Origin of the sequence: Candidatus Thiodiazotropha endolucinida (assembly GCF_001715975.1) — a bacterium.
GTDB lineage: Bacteria > Pseudomonadota > Gammaproteobacteria > Chromatiales > Chromatiaceae > Thiodiazotropha > Thiodiazotropha endolucinida.
On sequence record NZ_MARB01000004.1, the window covers coordinates 42,306 to 62,165 of the forward strand.

The 19,860-nt window shown below is 52.2% G+C and carries 18 protein-coding genes and 1 tRNA gene; 1 reads left to right on the forward strand and 18 read right to left on the reverse strand.

Features of this window, described 5'->3' with window-relative positions; genetic code table 11:
- Positions 1 to 34: 34 nt before the first annotated feature.
- From CODIS_RS04005 to pcnB, 7 genes are all read right to left on the reverse strand, one after another.
- Positions 35 to 3,097 (reverse strand): DUF7402 domain-containing protein, encoded by a 3,063-nt coding sequence (locus CODIS_RS04005; protein ID WP_069121573.1) that lies wholly within the window; start codon positions 3,095 to 3,097, stop codon positions 35 to 37.
- A 409-nt stretch (positions 3,098 to 3,506) separates the two neighbouring features.
- Positions 3,507 to 3,887: an aspartate 1-decarboxylase gene (panD, locus tag CODIS_RS04010; RefSeq protein ID WP_069121574.1), complete on the reverse strand. Its 381-nt coding sequence runs from the start codon at positions 3,885 to 3,887 to the stop codon at positions 3,507 to 3,509.
- Positions 3,888 to 4,019: 132 nt separating this feature from the next.
- Complete coding sequence (gene panC / locus CODIS_RS04015; protein WP_069121575.1) at positions 4,020 to 4,865, reverse strand: pantoate--beta-alanine ligase; 846 nt, start codon at positions 4,863 to 4,865, stop codon at positions 4,020 to 4,022.
- 8 nt (positions 4,866 to 4,873) lie between these two features.
- On the reverse strand, positions 4,874 to 5,674 hold the full coding sequence (gene panB / locus CODIS_RS04020; RefSeq protein ID WP_069121576.1) for a 3-methyl-2-oxobutanoate hydroxymethyltransferase: 801 nt from the start codon (positions 5,672 to 5,674) through the stop codon (positions 4,874 to 4,876).
- Positions 5,675 to 5,877: 203 nt separating this feature from the next.
- Complete coding sequence (locus CODIS_RS04025) at positions 5,878 to 6,537, reverse strand: deoxynucleoside kinase (RefSeq protein WP_069121773.1); 660 nt, start codon at positions 6,535 to 6,537, stop codon at positions 5,878 to 5,880.
- Complete coding sequence (gene folK, locus CODIS_RS04030) at positions 6,521 to 7,021, reverse strand: 2-amino-4-hydroxy-6-hydroxymethyldihydropteridine diphosphokinase (protein WP_069121577.1); 501 nt, start codon at positions 7,019 to 7,021, stop codon at positions 6,521 to 6,523. The genes CODIS_RS04025 and folK overlap by 17 nt, the downstream gene beginning before the upstream one ends.
- The gene (pcnB, locus tag CODIS_RS04035) at positions 7,014 to 8,309 is read right to left on the reverse strand and encodes a polynucleotide adenylyltransferase PcnB (RefSeq protein ID WP_083220540.1); all 1,296 of its coding nucleotides are present in this window, start codon (positions 8,307 to 8,309) and stop codon (positions 7,014 to 7,016) included. Before pcnB ends, folK begins: the two co-directional genes overlap by 8 nt.
- Positions 8,310 to 8,486: 177 nt before the next feature.
- On the opposite strand from pcnB, the gene CODIS_RS04040 reads away from it, so the two are divergent.
- A tRNA-Glu gene (locus CODIS_RS04040) sits at positions 8,487 to 8,561 on the forward strand.
- 35 nt (positions 8,562 to 8,596) lie between these two features.
- Here the strand turns inward: CODIS_RS04040 and galU are convergent.
- From galU to hrcA, 11 genes are all read right to left on the reverse strand, one after another.
- On the reverse strand, positions 8,597 to 9,478 hold the full coding sequence (galU, locus tag CODIS_RS04045) for a UTP--glucose-1-phosphate uridylyltransferase GalU (RefSeq protein ID WP_069121578.1): 882 nt from the start codon (positions 9,476 to 9,478) through the stop codon (positions 8,597 to 8,599).
- A 191-nt stretch (positions 9,479 to 9,669) separates the two neighbouring features.
- Entirely contained in the window at positions 9,670 to 10,377 is a 708-nt protein-coding gene (gene pyrF, locus CODIS_RS04050; protein WP_069121579.1) for an orotidine-5'-phosphate decarboxylase, read from the reverse strand.
- A gap of 51 nt (positions 10,378 to 10,428) precedes the next feature.
- Positions 10,429 to 11,616, reverse strand: a complete 1,188-nt coding sequence (gene lapB / locus CODIS_RS04055; protein WP_069121580.1) for a lipopolysaccharide assembly protein LapB — start codon at positions 11,614 to 11,616, stop codon at positions 10,429 to 10,431.
- 90 nt (positions 11,617 to 11,706) lie between these two features.
- Positions 11,707 to 11,994 carry a LapA family protein gene (locus CODIS_RS04060; protein WP_069121581.1) on the reverse strand — a complete coding sequence of 96 codons (288 nt, stop codon included), beginning with the start codon at positions 11,992 to 11,994 and terminating at the stop codon, positions 11,707 to 11,709.
- A gap of 243 nt (positions 11,995 to 12,237) precedes the next feature.
- Positions 12,238 to 13,233: a flagellar hook-length control protein FliK gene (locus tag CODIS_RS04065; protein ID WP_069121582.1), complete on the reverse strand. Its 996-nt coding sequence runs from the start codon at positions 13,231 to 13,233 to the stop codon at positions 12,238 to 12,240.
- 287 nt (positions 13,234 to 13,520) lie between these two features.
- The gene (locus tag CODIS_RS04070) at positions 13,521 to 13,910 is read right to left on the reverse strand and encodes a hypothetical protein (RefSeq protein WP_069121583.1); all 390 of its coding nucleotides are present in this window, start codon (positions 13,908 to 13,910) and stop codon (positions 13,521 to 13,523) included.
- Positions 13,911 to 13,919: 9 nt separating this feature from the next.
- Positions 13,920 to 14,723 (reverse strand): 4-hydroxy-tetrahydrodipicolinate reductase, encoded by an 804-nt coding sequence (gene dapB, locus CODIS_RS04075; protein ID WP_069121584.1) that lies wholly within the window; start codon positions 14,721 to 14,723, stop codon positions 13,920 to 13,922.
- Positions 14,724 to 14,748: 25 nt separating this feature from the next.
- Positions 14,749 to 15,888, reverse strand: coding sequence for a molecular chaperone DnaJ (dnaJ, locus tag CODIS_RS04080; RefSeq protein ID WP_069121587.1), 1,140 nt, complete (start codon positions 15,886 to 15,888; stop codon positions 14,749 to 14,751).
- Positions 15,889 to 16,058: 170 nt separating this feature from the next.
- Positions 16,059 to 17,996, reverse strand: a complete 1,938-nt coding sequence (gene dnaK, locus CODIS_RS04085) for a molecular chaperone DnaK (RefSeq protein WP_069121589.1) — start codon at positions 17,994 to 17,996, stop codon at positions 16,059 to 16,061.
- 83 nt (positions 17,997 to 18,079) lie between these two features.
- A complete protein-coding gene (gene grpE, locus CODIS_RS04090; RefSeq protein WP_417903653.1) occupies positions 18,080 to 18,694 on the reverse strand; it encodes a nucleotide exchange factor GrpE in 615 nt (204 codons plus the stop codon).
- A gap of 74 nt (positions 18,695 to 18,768) precedes the next feature.
- Positions 18,769 to 19,824, reverse strand: coding sequence for a heat-inducible transcriptional repressor HrcA (gene hrcA, locus CODIS_RS04095; RefSeq protein WP_069121595.1), 1,056 nt, complete (start codon positions 19,822 to 19,824; stop codon positions 18,769 to 18,771).
- Between the last annotated feature and the right edge of the window lie 36 nt (positions 19,825 to 19,860).

Sequence of the window (19,860 nt, forward strand, 5' to 3'; positions counted from 1 at the left end):
ATCCAACCAAGTGTCGGCAACTCCCGCATTTACCTCATGGGGTGGCAAACACCTCAATCTCTGCGAGCCCTGCATTAAGTGTTACAGGGCTGACCTGGTCTACAGTCAATCGCAGGCTGGTTACACTTCGAGGCGTTATAAAAATCTCGGTTGCGCCACCGCTGTTATCAAGGGTAGCAACAGCAACTGTCGATCCGTCGCTAAAGGTCAATGTCCCTGATACTATCTGGTCATTTCCGTTAGGTCGATCATAGAGCAGGATACGATCCACGGTTTGTGCACTACTCCATGCCAACTCTATCCACGCACCGGCGCCCTCGCCAGTGGTCGCCCATTCCCGGGTATGATCGTTCGGATATCCCGAGGGAACGGTATCAACTGCTTTATCGGCGGTCTGGCTGGTTGATGTATTCTGTGATGATGCCGTAACAGAAGCAGTCGGTGCAACATTGATGTTTTGCAGGGAAGTCACTGTGATAGTCACGGTGTCAGGCAGACTGCTATCGATAGCATCATCCACCACCAGTTCAAACACCAGTACTTCGCTCTGGGTCAAGCCCGATGGTGCGACAAAACTGGGGCTCACAGTCATATGGCCGGAAAGGGTGACTGGTATACCGGATACCTGAAGCCACTGATAATTGATCGGATCGCCATTCGGGTCACTGCTGGCGGATCCATCAAGACTAACTAAATCACCCTCCAAAACGGACTGATCCGGACCAGCGTCTGCAGTAGGTCTTAGGTTAACGCCATCATCACGGGTGCCGTATACCTCGATCTCTGCCAGTCCGATATTAGTACTGGCGGAAGCGGTTTGCTCCACCGTCAATCGCATGCTCGTCACAGTGCGTGGAGCAAACACGACCTCAGTCATACCGCCTGCGTTATCGAGTGCCCCTACAGCCATAGTAGATCCATCGCTGAAGCTCAAGAGTGCGGACTGGATATGATCCGCCCCGTTCGGTCTGTCGTAGAGGACGACCCGGTCGATGGTGTAGGCGTCACTCCAATTCAGATCGAGCCATGCGCCAGCGCCTTCACCCACAGTCGCCCATTCACGGGTGTGATCCACAGGATAACCAGTCGCAACACCATCAATCGCCTTTACGGCGGTTTGTGTGGTCGATGTATTTTCAGAGGATGCCGAAACGATCGCACCAGCAGCAATATTGCTATATTGATTGCTTGATACCGTAATGGTTACAGAATCCGCACTACTCACCAAACTACCGTCATCAACAACCAGTTCGAAAACCAATTGTTCATTCTGCAGAAGGCCGGTAGGTGCGGTGAACGTTGGATTGATCAGCGTGTTATCCGACAAAAGCACATTGCTGCCTGACACCTGTGTCCACAGGTAATTCAACGGATCGTTATTGGGATCACTGCTTCCCGACCCGTCCAATTGGACAGATACGCCTTCCAGTACGATCTGATCCTGGCCGGCATCCGCCGATGGCGGCAGGTTGACGCCGGTACCCAGTGAACCAAACACCTCTATTTCTGCCAGTCCCACATTGATAGTGGATCCGCCCACCTGGTCTACAGTCATCCTCAGGCTATTGATATATTTTGCCGGGAACGAATAGGTCGTTGCCAAACCACCATTATCCAATGGACCGACAGTCAGCGTTGAACCATCACTGAAACTGAGAGTTGCTGAGCTGATTTGATCTGCCGAGTTTGGTCGGTCATATAACACGATCCGATTGACTGCATAGACCTGATCCCAGGTCAACTCGATCCATGCACCCGTTCCTTCCCCTGAAGATGCCCATTCACGGGTGTAGTCAATGGGCCACCCTGTCGCTACACCATCGATTGCCTTCTGTGCAGTTTGAGTTGCACCGGCATTTTCCGACGATGCGGTAACGCTGCTGGCAATCGGTGCAATGTTTTGATCCAGGCTTTGTACGGTCACTTCAACATGATCCGGAATAGTGGAAAAGTTGCCGTTAGACACCACGAGTCGGAAACGCAAAACGGCATCTTCCTGCAATCCGCTCGGCGCAGTAAAAAACGGGGTTTCCGAAGTCGGATCGGACAGAATGACGCCAGGTCCGGATAGCTGTGACCACTGATAGGCGAGCTGTGCACCCCCTATATCGAAGCTGCCGCTGGCATCGAGTTGGACTGTCTCACCCATTGCCACTGCAATGCTTGGCCCGGCATCAACCACCGGAGGAGTATTGGCCGTTAAAGGGTTCTCAATCCAAAAAATCTCATCCTTATGAACGAATTTACCCAGAAAGCCTTGTATGCCGCCTTGTGTAACATGCCTAGCGATGGCATTTACCTTCAGATTGTTTGACAACAATGTGTCCTGCATTGATAGAGGCACATTGAGGCTCTCTCTGTCGGCCCAGTCCAATGCAGTTTGATTTAAATCAGGAATTTCGACATGAAACGTGGTCGGATCCAAGGGCTCTGGCCAGATAGACGGTTGCGATGACCAAACTACGGTCTTGTGTAGACTTGGTGTATAGGTAGGATCCGCGGCAAAGACATTCTGCAGTCCCAATAGGATCAACTCATAGGTTGTGGAGTGATCTGTGTGATTATCGAATTCCGATGTAGTGAATATGTGATCCGGTCGATATGTGTCGATTATGCTCGTTAAATCACTGATGATATTGAAGCGGTTATAGTTGGCGGGGCTGCCGAATCGAAACGTATGGTAGTCTGTTCCGCCCAGCCCTCTGTTGCCATAGGTGGTGGATTGACCGGAGGCGGTCGTGTAGACATCGGTTTCATCCGGATAAAACCGGTAGATCACGTCGAGACTGCCGTCGGGATAGCCAAGAAAAATCAGATCGCTTTCTGTTGTTCCAAGATAATCGACCTGGGCATTGACCGCCTCTGATTGCCTGACCAATCCTTGAGCGATACCAGATATATCGCCATTGGTGATATAGACGACTGTGACCTGTTCACCACGATCCACAGCATCGGCTATGACGCCTGAAGCAGTGATAATGTCATCGTCAGGATGGGGGGCGACAACCAGGATGGAAGCCACGCCCATTTGCGGAAGCGATAAGATGGCCAGCAAAAAATATGCAATGCATAATTTACGTGCAGTGAATACAGTCATTTAAAGATCCTCCTAAGAACCTTTTTTAAGACGGATTCAAAACTCACTATTTATGCGTGCATGCATGCAGGTCTATTGCCTACTGTATCTATTTTTGCAATTACTATGCCATTTGGTTTTTATGTCATGATTATCAATGCGTTGTTAGAAAGGGCATCCAAACGCCATCTATAAAATGCAAACAATTGTAAAAAAGTCCGACGATTATCCTTAAGTGCTTGATCCAACCATCACTGCAGCGATATTCGGGCCGTTTTTTGGGGTGCGATGAAATTGATGGCAGTGCCGGTTGGGAAGCCAGGCTTTTCGGCGTTATACAGCGGAGTCTGTTTGGATGGCGCTGTACTATGCAGCCACTCCGCACGTCAGATTCGGGGAGGCAATAGATGGTGGTGAGTGGAATGAGGCCCTAAGCAGCCTGAATAGGTATAGCGTCGCCAGTCCCGGTTACCCTGTTCTCTTCATCGAGATAGACCAGGGTGGGTTTGAATGTGGACATCTCATCGCTGTCCAGGCCGGCATAGGCGCAGATGATGACTCGATCTCCCGGTTCGGCCTTGTGTGCCGCCGCACCATTGACGGAAATCACGCGCGATCCCGCCTCCGCAAGTATGGCGTAAGTTGTAAAACGTTCGCCATTGGTCACGTTATAGATTTGGATCTGTTCGTACTCATGGATACCCGCCATCTTCATCAGATCGGCATCAATGGCACACGAGCCTTCATAATCAAGCTCGGAGTGAGTCACACATGCTCGATGTAGCTTGCACTTAAGTACTGTCAGCTGCATGGATTTCGTGCCCTATTTTGGATGAATGTCTATGTTAACCATTGTCCCGATTCAGATCGACCCGAGGCTGCCTGAACAAGGGAACGGCCAATTATCCGCAATCTTGCCCCACCTATCAATAAAAATATGTTGCTATGCAGCATTTAGATTATCTATCAGTCGTGTAGTTCCCATATATGCAGCCGCCAGAATCACCAAGTTCTGCTCATCCCGAGCGGGGGTCGTCAGATCCTGTGCCTGGCGAATAGTGAAATAATCCGGCCGAAAACCTGCAGATCGCAGCAGATCGAGACCATTTTCCTCCAGAAGACCGTAATTTCGTTCACCACCTCTCAATAACTCTGCGGTTTTCTTCAGGATTTCGAAGAGTTGTGGCGCCTGCTTCCTCTCATCCGCTGAAAGATAGCTGTTGCGGGAGCTCTTGGCCAGTCCATCCGCCTCTCGGACAGTCGGTAACCCTAGGATTTCGACAGGTATCGCCAAGTCGGCAACCATACGCCGGATCACCATCAATTGTTGATAATCCTTCTCCCCGAACACCGCTATATCCGGTTGTACGTAGTTGAAGAGTTTGCAAACGACTGTAGAGACACCGACAAAATGGCCTGGACGGCTGGCACCACAAAGGATATCGGAGATTTCGGGCACCTCCACCCGGGTTTGCGCCTGGTTCCCCTGAGGATAGATGGTTGTCGCCGATGGGGCAAAAAGCAGATCCACACCAGCCTGTTCAAGTTTGCCCTGATCCTGTTCCAGGGTGCGAGGGTAACTTGTATAGTCTTCGCCCTCACCAAACTGCATTGGATTGACAAAAATGCTCACCACACTTCGATCACAGCGGTTTCCGGCCACCTCAACCAGCGCCAGATGCCCCTCATGCAGATTTCCCATGGTCGGCACAAATCCGATTTTCTCGCCGGCCCTGCGCCAGCTTCCAATACGTTTGCGCAATGTTTCAACGTCAGTAATCGTCTCCATCCCGCGCCTCACTTAAAACTGTGTTCAGCCGTTGGGAAATCACCCGATTTAACGGCATCCACATAGGCCTTGAGTGCCTCTTGGATGGTCCTGCCGGATTGTAGAAAGTTCTTCACGAAACGGGGTGGATGCGGATTGATACCCAGCATGTCATACAGCACCAACACCTGCCCATCACAATCGGGGCCTGCGCCGATACCGATCACAGGTATACTTAACTCGGTAGCGACCTGCGCAGCCAACTGATCCGGCACACACTCCAGAACCAGCATATCGACACCGGCATCCTGCAAAAGTCTGGCGTCTTCACGGATCAGGCTTGCATCCCGCTGTTCCCGTCCCTGCACACGATATCCACCAAGCTTATGTACGGATTGCGGTAACAGGCCAAGGTGTCCGCAAACAGGGATTCCCTGGGATGCAAGCTGGCGAATCGCCTCCAGCTGAGGCGTACCACCTTCAAGTTTGACCATATGGGCACCGCCCTCCTTCATCAGCCTGCCCGCGGATTCCATGGCCAAACTCGGAGAGCGATAACTCATGAATGGCATATCTGCCACCAGCAGGGAGTATTCCCTGGCTCTTGCCGCATTGCGTGTATGGTAGATCATCTCATCCAAGGTCACCGGCAGGGTACTCTCTTGCCCCTGGATCACCATACCGAGAGAATCACCGACGAGAATCACCTCGACTCCCGCATCTTCAATAAGACGGGTGAAACTGGCATCGTAGCTGGTCAATACACAGATTTTCTCAACGGCAGATTTCATCTCCAGCAAACTTCTGACGGTTATATTTTTTTTGCTCATATTATCTCGCTAGGCTCACTCAAAACTGGCTCGTACCAGGGCCTGTAAACACCAACAATCACTACAACGTTAAGTGTCTCAACGCTTAAGATCTGTGGTTAACCAGGCAGTCGGAATCAGTATATGTCTGTTGACACTATTCGTGAAGTGTTTGCAGTGTGAGTATCACCAGGGCTTGTCAACTGAGATCCAACCGCCCTGGTTCAGAGGGAAAAGCCGGTAAGATTCAAATAGCGGCGCCTATCTGCACCCCTTCCACAGATATGCTCCAGCAGCAATTGGAAGTGCTTCTCATTTTGCAGCGGATTGATCTCGGCAGCATTTACGATCAGTATCGGTGAACGATCGTAATAGTGGAAGAAATCGGCATAGGCATCACACAGTTGTCGCAAATAGCCGGGCTCGATTTTTTGTTCCACCAGCCTGGCGCGCTGTTTGATACGCTTCATCAGCACATCAACAGGCGCCTGTAGATAGATGACCAGTTCAGGCGGTGGCGCCTCCAGTGTCAGTCGCTCATATACCTGCTCATAGAGTTGCAGCTCATCGTGGTCAAGATTGATTTGTGCGAAAAGGCGATCCTTTTCAAGCATAAAATCTGCGATCAAATATTGCCGGAACAAATCGCCCTGCGACAAATTATTCCATTGACGACTGCGCTGAAACAGAAAAAAGAGTTGCGCCGGCAATGCGGCTTCCCGCGGATTTTTGTAGAAACGATGCAGAAAAGGGTTCTCTTCCGCCCCTTCAAGTAACATGTCACTGCCAAAATGTTTTGCCAGTCGATGTACCAGGCTGGTTTTTCCTACTCCGATCGGCCCTTCAACAACAATGAAATTAGGCTTTTCAATCCAGTCGTTCAACACCCTCTCCCGACTGTATCCGCAACATATCCTGCAACCTACCCATGCCGGGTATGTCCATACCGATCGGGGCTATCTCACTTAACGGCAACAGGACAAAGGCCCTGTCAGCCATCTCAGGATGGGGGACCCGCAGGCGAGGTGTATCGATCGTCGCCTCGCCGAATATCAGCAGATCGAGGTCGAGGGTACGCGGTCCCCAGCGCTCAGTTCCACGAACCCGTCGATGGGTCTGTTCAATCGCTTGCAGTTGATCCAGCAGTTCTTCGGCATCCAGTGTGGTTGCCAACGAAGCGACTGCATTGATGTAATATGGCTGGTTCTGCGGACCAACCGGTCGTGTTTTATACAATGATGAATGCGCAAGCAAGGTCGAGTGCGTTAATGCTGTGAGTTCCTGCAGTGCACTCTCAACCTGTTGAGTGGGATTGTCCAGATTACTGCCCAAACCTATATAGGCAATTACTGATTGGACCTTACTCATCGCCCGGATTGTTGCTCTTGTTTTTACTGGATCGCCTTTTCCTGTGACGTCTTCTGCCACGCCGACCCTGCTCGGTCATACTTTGCTTTTGCTGACTATTGGCACGTTGGAATTCAGTCCACCAATTGGAGAGTTCGAGCTCAACTTCACCCGCCTCGGCGCGGAGCAGGAGAAAATCGTATGCCGCACGAAATCTGGGATGGCTTAAAAAACGATAGGGCCTTTTTCCCTGGCGTTGCTCAAAGCGTGGTTGCAATTGCCAGATATCACGCATCGGATAACTGAATCGCTTGGGTATGGATACATGCTTGAGCTGGTCACTCAGGACATCGTTGGCCGCTGTCTGCAACGCCTCCACAGGTTGAACATCCTGTGCCAGCAGCGCTTCGTAGCCAAGCCTTACCGGTTCCCATAACAGCACCGCAAAAAGGAAGGCCGGGGTGACAGATTTATCCTGTTGTAAGCGCGTATCGGTATTGTTCAATCCGCGATTGACGAAGGTAATGGGAAAATCGTGATCTTCGTGGGAAAGCGCCTCTTCGGTCGCTGGAAAGAGCTGCCCAAACAGTCCGTAATGGCGTAGCTTCTCAAAGGATTCCAACGCTGAACCACCGAGAAAGAGTTTCAACACCTCTTCATAGAGCCTGGCTGAGGGTACATCCTTAAGCAGTGGCGCCAATCGTCGCATTGGGGATTCAGTTGACGGATCGATGATAAATCCCAGTTTGGCGGCAAATCGCACAGCTCGCAGCAGACGTACCGGATCCTCCCTGAAACGACTCTCCACATCACCCAGCAGACGTATCACTCCATGCTGAAGATCCGACATGCCATCGGCGAAATCTATCACCGTAAAATCACCCACATCATAGTAGAGTGCATTGATGGTGAAATCCCGTCGCTGGGCATCCTCGTCAAGGGTACCGTAGACATTGTCACGCAGTATCATACCGTTCTCTAACTGGCGCTCTCCATCCTGAGAAGGCTGCCGGTTGCTGCGAAATGTTGCGACTTCGATAATCTCCCGACCGAAGTAGACGTGGGCAAGACGAAAACGTCTGCCAATCAATCGACAGTTTTTAAAAACCGACTTGACCTCCTCCGGCAGGGCGCTGGTAGCTACGTCGAAATCCTTGGGTTCCCGGCCAAGCAGCAGATCACGCACACCCCCACCCACCAGGTAAGCCTCGTAACCGGCACTTTTTAACTTCGTGAGGACTCTTATCGCATTTCGACTGATATTCGCGCGGGAGATAGTGTGATCATCCCGCGCAATGACGGTAGGCATCTCTAAGCCTCTTCTATCCGATCCGGCAGGGAGAGTGGAATTGCTGATCAATCCGGAGAACTTTGATTTCAGCCACTTGGCAGCTTGTTTCAAGGGTACGACCACTGAACTATTTTTTTAACCAGGTGATTGAGCCTGGCGACCAAGTCAGTATAATACCGCCTTTCGTGAGAAACTGCTCCCTTCGTCTAGTGGTTAGGACGCTGGCCTCTCACGCCGGTAACAGGGGTTCGAATCCCCTAGGGAGTACCAGCTAGAGAAATGGCCGCTGCAATGCGGCCTTTTTTTTACAGTTCTTTTGATAACTCATTGAGATATTGACGAAAATCATCACCAAGCTCCTGATGTGACAAGCCATATTCGACAGTCGCCTCAAGATAGCCGAGCTTACTTCCGCAGTCATAGCGCTTGCCTTTCACCCGATAGACCCGAACCTTTTCATATTTCAACAACTCAGCAATGGCGTCAGTCAGCTGAATTTCGCCTCCGGCGCCCCGTCCAGTCTCCTTGATCAGCTCAAAGATGCGAGGCGTGAGGATATAGCGGCCGACCACTGCAAGGTTGGATGGCGCATCCTCCGGCTTTGGCTTTTCCACAATAGAGGTCATGATTGCAGTCTCGCCATCATCATTTTCCACTTCCACGATACCGTATTTGCCAGTCTCCTCTTGTGGTACCTCTTCAACCAGTATCACACTACATTGGTAACGTTCATAAACCTTGGCCATCTGTGCGATAGCACCAACATCATCTTCGCCACGGATCAGGTCGTCCGCAAGGATGACCGCAAATGGTTCATCAGCCACCACCGGTTCTGCACACAGCACCGCATGCCCAAGCCCAAGGGCCTCCGCCTGTCTCAGATAGATGCAGCTCACATCCGCTGGCAGGACATTTTGCACCTTCTGTAACAGCGTGGTCTTCCCTGCCTCCTTCAGTTCACTCTCCAACTCATACGCCTTGTCAAAGTGATCGGGAATGGAGCGCTTGTTCCTGCCTGTGACGAATACCAGAGATGTTACGCCTGCCTCCTCCGCCTCCTCAGCGGCATATTGAATCAGAGGCTTGTCGACTATCGGCAGCATCTCTTTGGGGTTGGCCTTGGTCGCGGGTAGAAAACGGGTGCCCATCCCAGCAACAGGAAAAACTGCCTTGCGTATCTTTTTCATTACCACTCCTATAGGTCCTTATATATATAAAAACGTGCCATTCAATTACCCGCGCTCAGATGAACCACCCTATTCAATATGGTACAAAGCATCCTAACATAGAGGTTCTTTGAAAGGGTCCCATAGATATATAAATACTGGACAACCTAGGGTCTGTTAACCCTATTCAATAGACCCCAACCATCGGACTTTCACAGGTTGGCTGCGATCTCAAGATTGATCGACTGCAATGCCTGGATGGGATCGGCAGCGGCGGTAATCGGCCTGCCCACCACCAGGTAACTCGACCCGGCATTTATCGCATCCGCGGGAGTCATCACGCGCCGCTGATCGTCCTGGGTCGCTTGCTTGGGGCGGACACCGGGGGTGACGAGGAGAAAATCATGCCCCAGATCCCCACGCAGCATTTCAGCTTCCCGAGGAGAACAGACAACACCATCCAACCCTGACTGTTGTGTCAGCTTCGCCAGGCGTAAGACATTATCTGCGGGATCGCCGGAAAAACCGATCTCTTGAATCTCCTCCCCGGTCAAACTGGTAAGAATGGTAACCGCAATCAGGCGTGGATGATTACTTCTGGACTCCAGACGTTCCCTGGCCGCCTCCATCATTCTGCGGCCACCAGACGCATGTAAATTCATCATCCACACACCAAGATCGGCCGCCGCATCACAAGCTGCAGCCACAGTGTTTGGAATATCATGAAATTTCAGATCGAGAAAGACCTCATAACCGCGCCCCCGCAACACTTCGATGAAAGAGGGACCGAGGCGTGTAAACATCTCCTTACCCACCTTGAGTCGGCAAAGTGAGGGATCCAAGCGATCGACAAGAGCCAGAGCCCTATCCTGCCGCGAATAATCGAGTGCCACAATGACCCTGGATTCACTGCTGTTCATGTATATTCCACCTTCTATCTGTATGCGGAACCCGTGGATTCGGATCGACTGTCATGTCACTGCGTTGGCCTTAATGCTGCGCGTCAACCCCTGTTGGGGTTTTATTTCGCCCCATCTCTTGCAGCTGGGACATTGCCAATGCAGCTTTTTTGCCGTGAAGCCACAGTGATCACACTGATAGGCCGGTTGTTTTTCCAATAGTTTCATCACAGATACCAACAGCACTTCCAAGGCCTCCTTGGGACTCTCCTCGCTTCGCTGCAGATTCAGTCTCACTAAACGTTCCAGGCCCTTTAGATCAGGTGCCTCTTCCAGATGTCGGAGCATCGCATCCACAGCCGCACTCTCACCCTCTTTTTCGACAATCATCTCGGAAAGAATCATCATTGCTTCCGTGCAATGGTGACGTTGATACAACTGTTGTAGGTATTCGAACAATTCATGCTGTCTGCCGAGTTGCTTATAGCATTCGACAAGCCTGGGCAGAACCTCGGAAAGATAGATAGGTTCGTTCTCCTCGACCTGCTGCAGCAACTTTACCACCGATCGACAATCACCCCGGGTATAATCGATCTCGGCCTGTAAAAGTAAAGCGCGCACATTGTTTCGTTGAACCTGTTGAGCACGCTTGAGATAACCCTCAGCAGCGGAGATATTCTGCTGGCTCAACATCTGCTCAGCCAATTCACAATAGAAGTGCGCAACCGCATTCGGTAGTGACGGAAAGTGGGATACAGAGATCTTATCAGCAACATCAAGGCATCGTTGCCACTCTTTCTCCTGTTGATAGATCTCCAACAGATAGATATAGGCCTGCTCGTTGTAAATTTTGAGTTCGGTTAGTTCAAGGAACAGGTTTTCGGCACGATCGAACAGGCCTGCCCGCATATAGTCTTGACCCAATTCAAGCAGGGCCTGCGCTCGCTGTTCGCGATTCAAACTGGGTCTGGCTATCAGGTTTTGATGAATACGGATGGCTCGGTCCACTTCACCCCGCCGACGAAACAGGTTACCCAAGGCAAGATGGGTCTCTACCGTATCGCTGTCCACATCCAGCAGTTCGATGAACAGGTCGATTGCCTTGTCGGGCTGTTCGTTCAGCAGATAATTGAGACCTTTAAAATAGACCGGCGCGATCTGCGGTTGCTGCTTCTGTTTTTTTCTAGACATGCCGCGCCGTGCCGTATACCAACCGGAGGCAGCGGCCACAGGCAGCAACAAGAGCAGCAGCTCAATCACCTGACACCTCAACAACCACACCGACAGCGAACTGCCGATGATGGGTTACTGCTTGGGTTAAGACATGGCATGTAAAGTACATTGCAACCCTCACTGCTCCTTCAAGGGTAAGGCGCGAAGGTTGTTGACCTCTTCACTCACCATTTGACTGCGCCTTTTAAGTGAGTGTATTTCCCGCTTGAGACCCAATACTCTACCCATTCCGGCCAGCACACCCAAAATCACACCCAGTCCCAAGGCGATGGTCAGTATCAACGACAAAGGGAGGTCCCGACGACCAAAATAGTAATTAATTTCTACAGAGTCGGCGTTGAGTACAGTGAAGACTGCACCCAGCATCATGATCAGTATGACTATAAAGAGTTTTATGAATCGCATCAGACGTTCCGTAGTTCCCCCTCTCAGTCACCCATTCTCGCCTACTGCAGTCCAGTTTGAAATAGCTAAAATGTAAGAACAGGGGTGTAGATGCGGCAGTTTTGATCAATAAACTATCAAATAACGATATTGAGGAGATATCCTGGAGAGAACACGGTTCGTATCCTGCTTTTATCAGACCATAACCATGAATATCCTCACAACAGAGGAATTTGTCGTCGGCAGGTGAGCAAAGGGTAAATGCTAGGCGTAGGTATCCAAAAGGCCATCACCACCCATTATCCATGTTTGGCCTTGTTCCCGATTCTGGTCAGGGCTTAACGAATCACTGCCAATCGAACCGTTACTGTCAGGTCCGGCTTTCCTGTCATGGGCCGATTCACCTGCCTGCTGCTGTCCCACATCCACATTGGCGAGATTGAGATTGATTTCACCAAACAGCTCCCTTAGTCGCGGAATCGAGGCCTCGAGGGCTTCTCGCGTAGGGGCTTGAGAGGCGACAAAGGTGACGCTGGTCTGATCATTCTGCAGTGATATCTTTATCTCCAGCGGTCCAAGATGGGGTGGATTCAACTTGATTTCCGCCTGTTGGATGTTCTGACCGACCATCCACTGGATTCGCTCTCCCACCGCTCTGTCCCATCCCGCCTGACCGACGGGAATATCCAGGGGCATGACTATAGATGGCCGCATACCTGTGGATGAGTTGACCGGCAGTTGCAGTGAAAATGTGGACAACTGCCCGGCGCTCTCAATAGATCGTCCAGAATCCAACAGCTGCGCACCCATTTCACGCAGCTGCAGTTTCAGTGGCTGAGACTGACCATTTTCGATCAGTCGCTGGATCAGGAATTCGGGTTGCATCAATTGGGGTTGTGACTGAAGCGGCTTCAGTTGTCCTGCAACATCCAGCGCCGGTTCGGCGAATGCAGCCTGCTGTTGGGATATCATAAGCGGCAAAGGCTTGCCGTCCAACTGGAGTTGTAGCGGCAAAACCCCGCCATCCCGAGGCGTTATAGTCTGTGGTTGGAGGGGATCTGCCGTTGACGTCGAAAGCGAGATAAACAGAACGCCCTGTTCACCCTGAGCCATCAGCATTTCCTGTAGGGCCTGGTCGAATGTAGCCCCTATAATCTCCCCATTTACACTGATCTGTGTGACTAGATCGCCCCCTTCTGCGGGGATTGCGGATTTGAGCTTATCCCCCTGAATCTGGGGCATGAGTGCTATCTGTACCATGGCTAAACCTGTTGTTGTCGCTTTCAGTCGACAAGATAAATGCAGGTTCCGGGCCAGGTTCAGGGTAGCCCACCCTTCTTGAACCGCTCTTCCTTTTCCCTCGAGCCGGAGGAGAGGGGGGTATTCTGGTCTAACGAATAATTGCTTCGCCGGTGGAGCCTAAGTCTTGGAAGTTTACGGGATCCGTTAACAGAATGACCCTAGAGAGCAAAATCCTGCGGCGTGGCACGGCGCCACTGCGCCATCCGCAAACGCCAATCATCATCACTGCGAGTAAACAGGAATTGTTAACGCAGCAACTCCCCGCGCCATTGGGAGAGCGTCATATCCGTCTCCTGTTGAGACCCAGCAAGTCCGGCGAAGAGCACAACTTCAGCCTCATTCTCGGAGCGTAAATCGATCTGATCAATCGTTGAGATAATGTGAATCGATTTGTGACGCATGAAATAGCCCAGCAGCGTTGCCTTCAGCTCTCTGAAATCCCGTCCGCTCTCATCCCGATAAGCCGGATCGACAAAGGCCATCGCTGAGGAGAGATCCCGCGATTCGAGATAGGTTTCAGCCTCGCTGATGATATTTCGAAGCTGCTCCTCCGGACTCAAAGGAGTTTCACTGCAACCGACAGACAGGAAACTGACAAGGACCAGTAAGATACCGAGAATGTGTATGCTCTTCATTCCCATAAACTATTTCAGGCTCAACACATCCTGCATATCGAACAGTCCCTTCTCCTTGTCTACCACCCATCCGGCAGCCCGGATAGCGCCGCGGGCGAAATTCATCCGACTTGATGCCTTATGCACCACTTCGACCCGTTCCCCTTCCATGGCGAACCAGACGCTGTGTTCACCGACCACGTCCCCTGCACGGATGGTCTCGAAGCCGATAGTCTTGCCATCCCGAGGACCGGTCTTTCCCTCCCGACCATAGACGGCACACTCACTTAAATCCCGACCAAGGGTATCCGCAATCACTTCACCCAGTCTCAGTGCCGTACCGGAAGGTGCATCAACCTTGTGCCGGTGGTGGGCCTCGATAATCTCCACATCCGCTTCATCGCCCAAAACCCTGGCCGCCATTTCGACCAGCTTGAAGCTGAGGTTGACTCCAACACTCATATTGGGTGCGAACACGATCGCAATACCATCGGCCCCATCCCGCAATGCCTGCTTTTCTGCCTCATTCAGGCCAGTGGTGCCGATCACCATACGCTTGCCCGCTTCGCGACAGATCGCCAGATGGGCCATGGTAGCGGTGGGAGTGGTAAAGTCGATCAGTACGTCGAAATCATCAATGACCGCTTCCAGATCCGTTTCCAGGGAGACATTAAGATGACCGATACCCGCCAGTTCACCGGCATCCTGGCCGATCAGCTGGCTCCCCTTGCGCTCCGTCGCAGCTCCCAGAACCAGTCCCTCAGTTTCGCTCACCGCTGTTACCAGGGATCTGCCCATGCGTCCCGCCGCGCCAACCACTGCGATTCTTGTCATCCGATGCGCCCCTTCTAGATTTGCTTTAAAAGCCCATATTTTCAAAGAACTTTTTCACTCCATCAACCCAGCTGGTGGAATGAGGGCTATGCTTCGCACCACCCTTTTTCATGGATTCGTCGAGTCGCTTGATCAGATCCTCCTGTTCGGCAGTCAGTTTGATCGGTGTCTCGACCAGCACCCGGCACATCAGATCACCCATGGGGCCACCGCGTACCGGCTTGACACCCTTGCCGCGCATCCGAAACAGGCGGCCGGTTTGCGTCCCCGCGGGAATCTTAAGGATCACCTTACCATCCAGTGTGGGCACCTCCAGCTCACCACCCAGGGCGGCCACAGCGAAGCTAATCGGTACTTCACAGTAGAGATGATTATCCTCGCGGCTGAAGATTTCGTGAGGCTTTACGGCGACCTGTACATAGAGATCTCCGGGTGGACCGCCATGCTCCCCAGCCTCACCTTCACCGGCCAGGCGAATACGGTCACCGGAATCGACACCAGGCGGCACCTTGACCGACAGTGTCTTGTGCTCCTGTACGCGCCCCTGTCCATGGCAGTTAGGGCAGGGATCCTCGATCATGGTCCCCTTGCCATGACAGCGTGGGCAGGTCTGTTGAACAGAGAAGAATCCCTGCTGCATGCGTACCTGACCATGGCCGCCGCAAGTATCGCAGGTCTTTGGGGTAGTCCCTTTCCGGGCACCGCTGCCGGCGCACACATCACACTTCACCAGAGTCGGCACCCTAATCTTGACCGTTGTTCCAGCGACTGCGTCTTCCAGTGAAAGTTGCAGGTTGTAGCGTAGATCGGCGCCACGATGCGCGCGGGAGCCGCCACCGCCGCCACGTCCCCCGCCAAAGATATCGCCGAATACATCACCGAAGATATCTGAGAAATTGGCACTGCCGCCACCAAAGCCACCACCCATACTGGGATCGACACCGGCGTGTCCGAACTGGTCGTAGGTCGCCCGCTTTTGCGCATCGGTCAATACTTCGTAGGCTTCCTTGGCCTCTTTGAATTTCTCTTCTGCTTCGACAGCGGCATCCCCGGTGTTCCTGTCCGGATGATATTTCATGGCAAGGCGTCTATAGGCCTTTTTGATATCGGCCTCACTGGCATTCTTGTTGACGCCTAAAACTTCGTAATAATCACGTTTAGCCATGGTTTTTTATCTTTTACTACTGTTATTTGTTGAGATACATCATTCGTCCAGCTGTCTGAATAGAGCCTGTCAACACTCATTCAACAGGCGCTAGTTTCATGCCCGTATAACGCCAAAACCGCACATCGGCAGGGCTGCCGATGCACGGTTTGCAGGACTGGAATCCTTGATTAGTTTTTGTTGTCCTTAACCTCTTCGAACTCAGCGTCGACAACATCATCCCCGGCAGCATCAGAGGATGCTTCCGCCCCAGACGCACCCGCGTCAGCGGCCTCTCCCTCTGCACCCTTCTGCGCGTAGAGCCGCTCCGCCATCTTACCGGAGGCCTCCGCCAGCACCTTGGTCTTTGCTTCGATGGCATCCTTGTCGTCGCCTTTCATAACCTCTTCGAGATCCTTGATTGCACCCTCGATCGCCTCCTTTTCACCGGCTTCAAGCTTATCCTCGCCCAACTCTTCCATCGATTTCTTGGTGGCGTGAATCATGGTATCAGCCTGGTTGCGGGCGCCGATCAGTTCGTGGAACTTTCGGTCCTCATCCGCGTGGGCTTCAGCATCCTTGACCATACGATCGACTTCATCGTCACTCAGTCCGGAAGAGGCCTTGATGACGATCGACTGTTCCTTGCCGGTCGCCTTGTCCTTGGCGGAGACATTAAGAATGCCGTTGGCATCGATGTCGAAGCTGACTTCGATCTGCGGTACCCCTCTCGGCGCAGGCGGGATATCGCTCAGATCGAAGCGTCCCAGGGATTTATTGGCCCCCGCCTGTTCGCGTTCACCCTGCAATACATGCACGGTTACCGCCGTCTGATTGTCGTCCGCCGTGGAGAATACCTGCGAGGCGCTGGTGGGAATGGTGGTATTCTTCTCAATCAGCCTGGTCATCACGCCACCCAGGGTTTCGATACCGAGGGAGAGCGGGGTCACATCGAGAAGCAGTACATCTTTGACATCACCGCCCAGTACACCGCCTTGGATCGCGGCGCCAATGGCGACAGCCTCATCCGGGTTGACATCCTTGCGAGGTTCTTTATCAAAGAACTCCTTCACCGCCTCTTGTACCTTAGGCATCCGGGTCTGACCACCGACCAGGATCACCTCATCAATCTTGGAGGCTGTAATCCCGGCATCCTTCAGGGCAATCTTGCAGGGTTCGATGGTGCGTGTCACCAGATCTTCCACCAGGGATTCCAACTTTGAGCGGTTCAGCTTAATGTTCAGATGCTTGGGACCACTCGCATCTGCCGTGATATAGGGCAGGTTGATATCGGTCTGCTGGCTGGATGACAGCTCGATCTTGGCCTTCTCAGCCGCCTCTTTCAGGCGCTGCAGTGCCAGGGGATCGTTCCGCAGATCAAAACCCTGATCCTTCTTGAACTCATCCACCAAGTAGTCGATGACACGCATATCGAAATCTTCACCACCGAGGAAAGTGTCACCATTGGTGGAGAGTACCTCGAATTGATGCTCGCCATCGATTTCTGCGATTTCAATGATAGAGATATCGAAGGTGCCGCCGCCCAGGTCATAGACCGCCAGGGTCTGATCACCCCGCTTTTTGTCCATGCCGTAAGCCAGCGCCGCGGCTGTCGGTTCATTGATTATGCGTTTCACATCCAGGCCGGCGATACGACCGGCGTCCTTGGTCGCCTGACGCTGGGAATCGTTGAAATAGGCCGGCACAGTGATAACCGCCTCTTTCACCTCTTCGCCCAGGTAGTCTTCAGCGGTCTTTTTCATCTTCTGCAGGATCTTGGCGGAGATCTCCGGCGGTGCCATCTTCTTGCCATTCACCTCAACCCAGGCGTCACCATTGTCCGCTTTGACGATTTTGTAGGGCACCATGTCCACATCGCGCTGCACCACATCATCGTTAAACATCCTTCCAATCAGACGCTTAATGGCAAACAGGGTATTTTGCGGATTAGTCACAGCCTGACGCTTGGCGGACTGACCGACCAGGATCTCACCATCATTGGCATAGGCAATAATGGAAGGCGTGGTGCGGTCACCCTCGCTGTTTTCAATCACTTTCGTGGAACTCCCCTCCATCACTGCTACGCAGGAGTTGGTGGTTCCCAGATCGATACCGATGATCTTACCCATGATGTTTGTGTCTCCGAAATCTTGTATTGAAAATATGTAATTCTTTGCTGACTGTCCCTAATGTGGGGTCAAGTAGCCGCGATTCAAGCCTCTTCGTCTATCGCCGCCCCGGATCCGGCTTTGGAGACCATCACCATCGCCGGACGCAGCAAACGGCTGTTCAGCAGATAGCCTTTTTGTACGACGGCCACGACGGTATTGGGTGCAACATCATCGCGCTCCTGTATCGACATCGCCTGATGAAATTCCGGATTGAACGGCTCACCATCGGGATCAACCTGCTCGATACCATGCTTTTGCATGACATCAACCAGGAGTTTCAGGGTCAGTTCGGTGCCTTCACGAAGTTTGTCCACGTCGACCAGCTCATCCTGGGCGGCTTGATGGCCCAACTCAAGACTGTCCCACACCTGAAGTAGATCCATGGAGAATTTCTCCAGCGCAAATTTATGCGCATTTTCCAGGTCCCGTTGGTTACGCTTGCGGAAGTTTTCCAGTTCCGCACGGGTTCTCATCAGCTGATCCCAGTGATCATCCGCCTTGGCCCGCGCATCTTCCAGCAGTTTGGTCAGCTCTTGTTGATCCTCTTGAAAATTATCTACCTCTTCGGTTGTCTCATGCTCGCTTTCCGGTCCAGCTTCAGCTGCTTCCGTCTCATCTACGGCTTCTGCTTGATTTTGCGCTTGATCCTTTTCAATCACTTCGTTTGACCTCTATATGGATGGAACAGGATTACGCCCTACGGCGTACAATCCTCTGTAAATGGGGATGATCAGTGTTTTTTCAATACGGCGCCGAGAATTTTTGCCGTGATATCCACCACCGGAATGACACGTTCGTAATTCATGCGGGTAGGCCCGATGACACCCAATACACCGACCACCTCTTCATTGACTTGGTAGGGAGCGGTGACCACTGAACACCCATTGAGCAGTTGATACCCCGACTCTTCGCCGATGAAGATCTGCACTCCTTCGGCATCCAGGAACTGGTCCAGCAGATGTAAAATCTCTCTCTTTTCTGTAAAGGCATCGAACAGCTTCCGAAGCTGCTCGAGACCGGATAGTTCGGCAAACTCCATCAAGTTTGTCTGGCCGGCGATGACGCAGTCCTCTTTGGTTTCGCTGGCATTGACCATCTCACCCGCCATGGTCAGTGCCTGGGTCATGACCTGGTCAAAATGGTCTCGAGCATCGTTAAGTTGCTGTAATACCCGCTGACGCACCAGTTGCATCTCGTATCCGGCGAAGGATTTGTTAAGGAAATTGGCGGCCTGATCGAGTTCTGCGCGTGTGAAGTCACGGTGAGTATGCAGAATCCGGTTGTGTACCTCACCGTCTTCGGTGACAAGAATGGCAAGTACCCGGCGATCGGAGAGAGGAAGAAACTCAATCTGGCGAAAGTTGTTCTTGTCCTTACGGATCAGGGTCACCACGCCCGCCATATGGGTGACACCGGAGAGGAGTTTGGAGGCGGATTTCAAGACATCACTACTCTCCTCCCCCCCTACCATAAGTTCCTTTCGTATCCTCTCAACCTCCTGATTATTAAGATTTTGCACCGTCAACAACGAGTCGATGAACATCCGGTATCCGGTTATTGTGGGTACCCTGCCTGCAGAGGTGTGGGGAGATGAGACCAGACCCAAATCTTCCAGATCGGCCATCACATTGCGGATTGTGGCGGGACTGAGATCAAGGCCGGTATCTTTCGCCAGGGTACGGGAACCCACAGGCTGGCCATCGCGGATATAGCGCTCGATCAGCGCCTTGAGGAAGTGCTGGGCACGCTCGTTGACAACGCTATCACTGACCGATTTGTTTGCCACCTATGGGAATCTCCGGAACCGTTGTTAGCACTCTAT

Coding starts and splice junctions, on each gene's coding strand:
- panD (WP_069121574.1), bottom strand. CDS start 3,887: ATGCAGCTGACAGTACTTAAGTGCAAGCTACATCGAGCATGTGTGACT.
- dapB (WP_069121584.1), bottom strand. CDS start 14,723: ATGACAAGAATCGCAGTGGTTGGCGCGGCGGGACGCATGGGCAGATCC.
- CODIS_RS04005 (WP_069121573.1), bottom strand. CDS start 3,097: ATGACTGTATTCACTGCACGTAAATTATGCATTGCATATTTTTTGCTG.
- galU (WP_069121578.1), bottom strand. CDS start 9,478: ATGAAAAAGATACGCAAGGCAGTTTTTCCTGTTGCTGGGATGGGCACC.
- pcnB (WP_083220540.1), bottom strand. CDS start 8,309: ATGCCTACCGTCATTGCGCGGGATGATCACACTATCTCCCGCGCGAAT.
- panC (WP_069121575.1), bottom strand. CDS start 4,865: ATGGAGACGATTACTGACGTTGAAACATTGCGCAAACGTATTGGAAGC.
- CODIS_RS04070 (WP_069121583.1), bottom strand. CDS start 13,910: ATGAAGAGCATACACATTCTCGGTATCTTACTGGTCCTTGTCAGTTTC.
- dnaJ (WP_069121587.1), bottom strand. CDS start 15,888: ATGGCTAAACGTGATTATTACGAAGTTTTAGGCGTCAACAAGAATGCC.
- CODIS_RS04060 (WP_069121581.1), bottom strand. CDS start 11,994: ATGCGATTCATAAAACTCTTTATAGTCATACTGATCATGATGCTGGGT.
- CODIS_RS04065 (WP_069121582.1), bottom strand. CDS start 13,233: ATGGTACAGATAGCACTCATGCCCCAGATTCAGGGGGATAAGCTCAAA.
- pyrF (WP_069121579.1), bottom strand. CDS start 10,377: ATGAACAGCAGTGAATCCAGGGTCATTGTGGCACTCGATTATTCGCGG.
- panB (WP_069121576.1), bottom strand. CDS start 5,674: ATGAGCAAAAAAAATATAACCGTCAGAAGTTTGCTGGAGATGAAATCT.
- folK (WP_069121577.1), bottom strand. CDS start 7,021: ATGAGTAAGGTCCAATCAGTAATTGCCTATATAGGTTTGGGCAGTAAT.
- dnaK (WP_069121589.1), bottom strand. CDS start 17,996: ATGGGTAAGATCATCGGTATCGATCTGGGAACCACCAACTCCTGCGTA.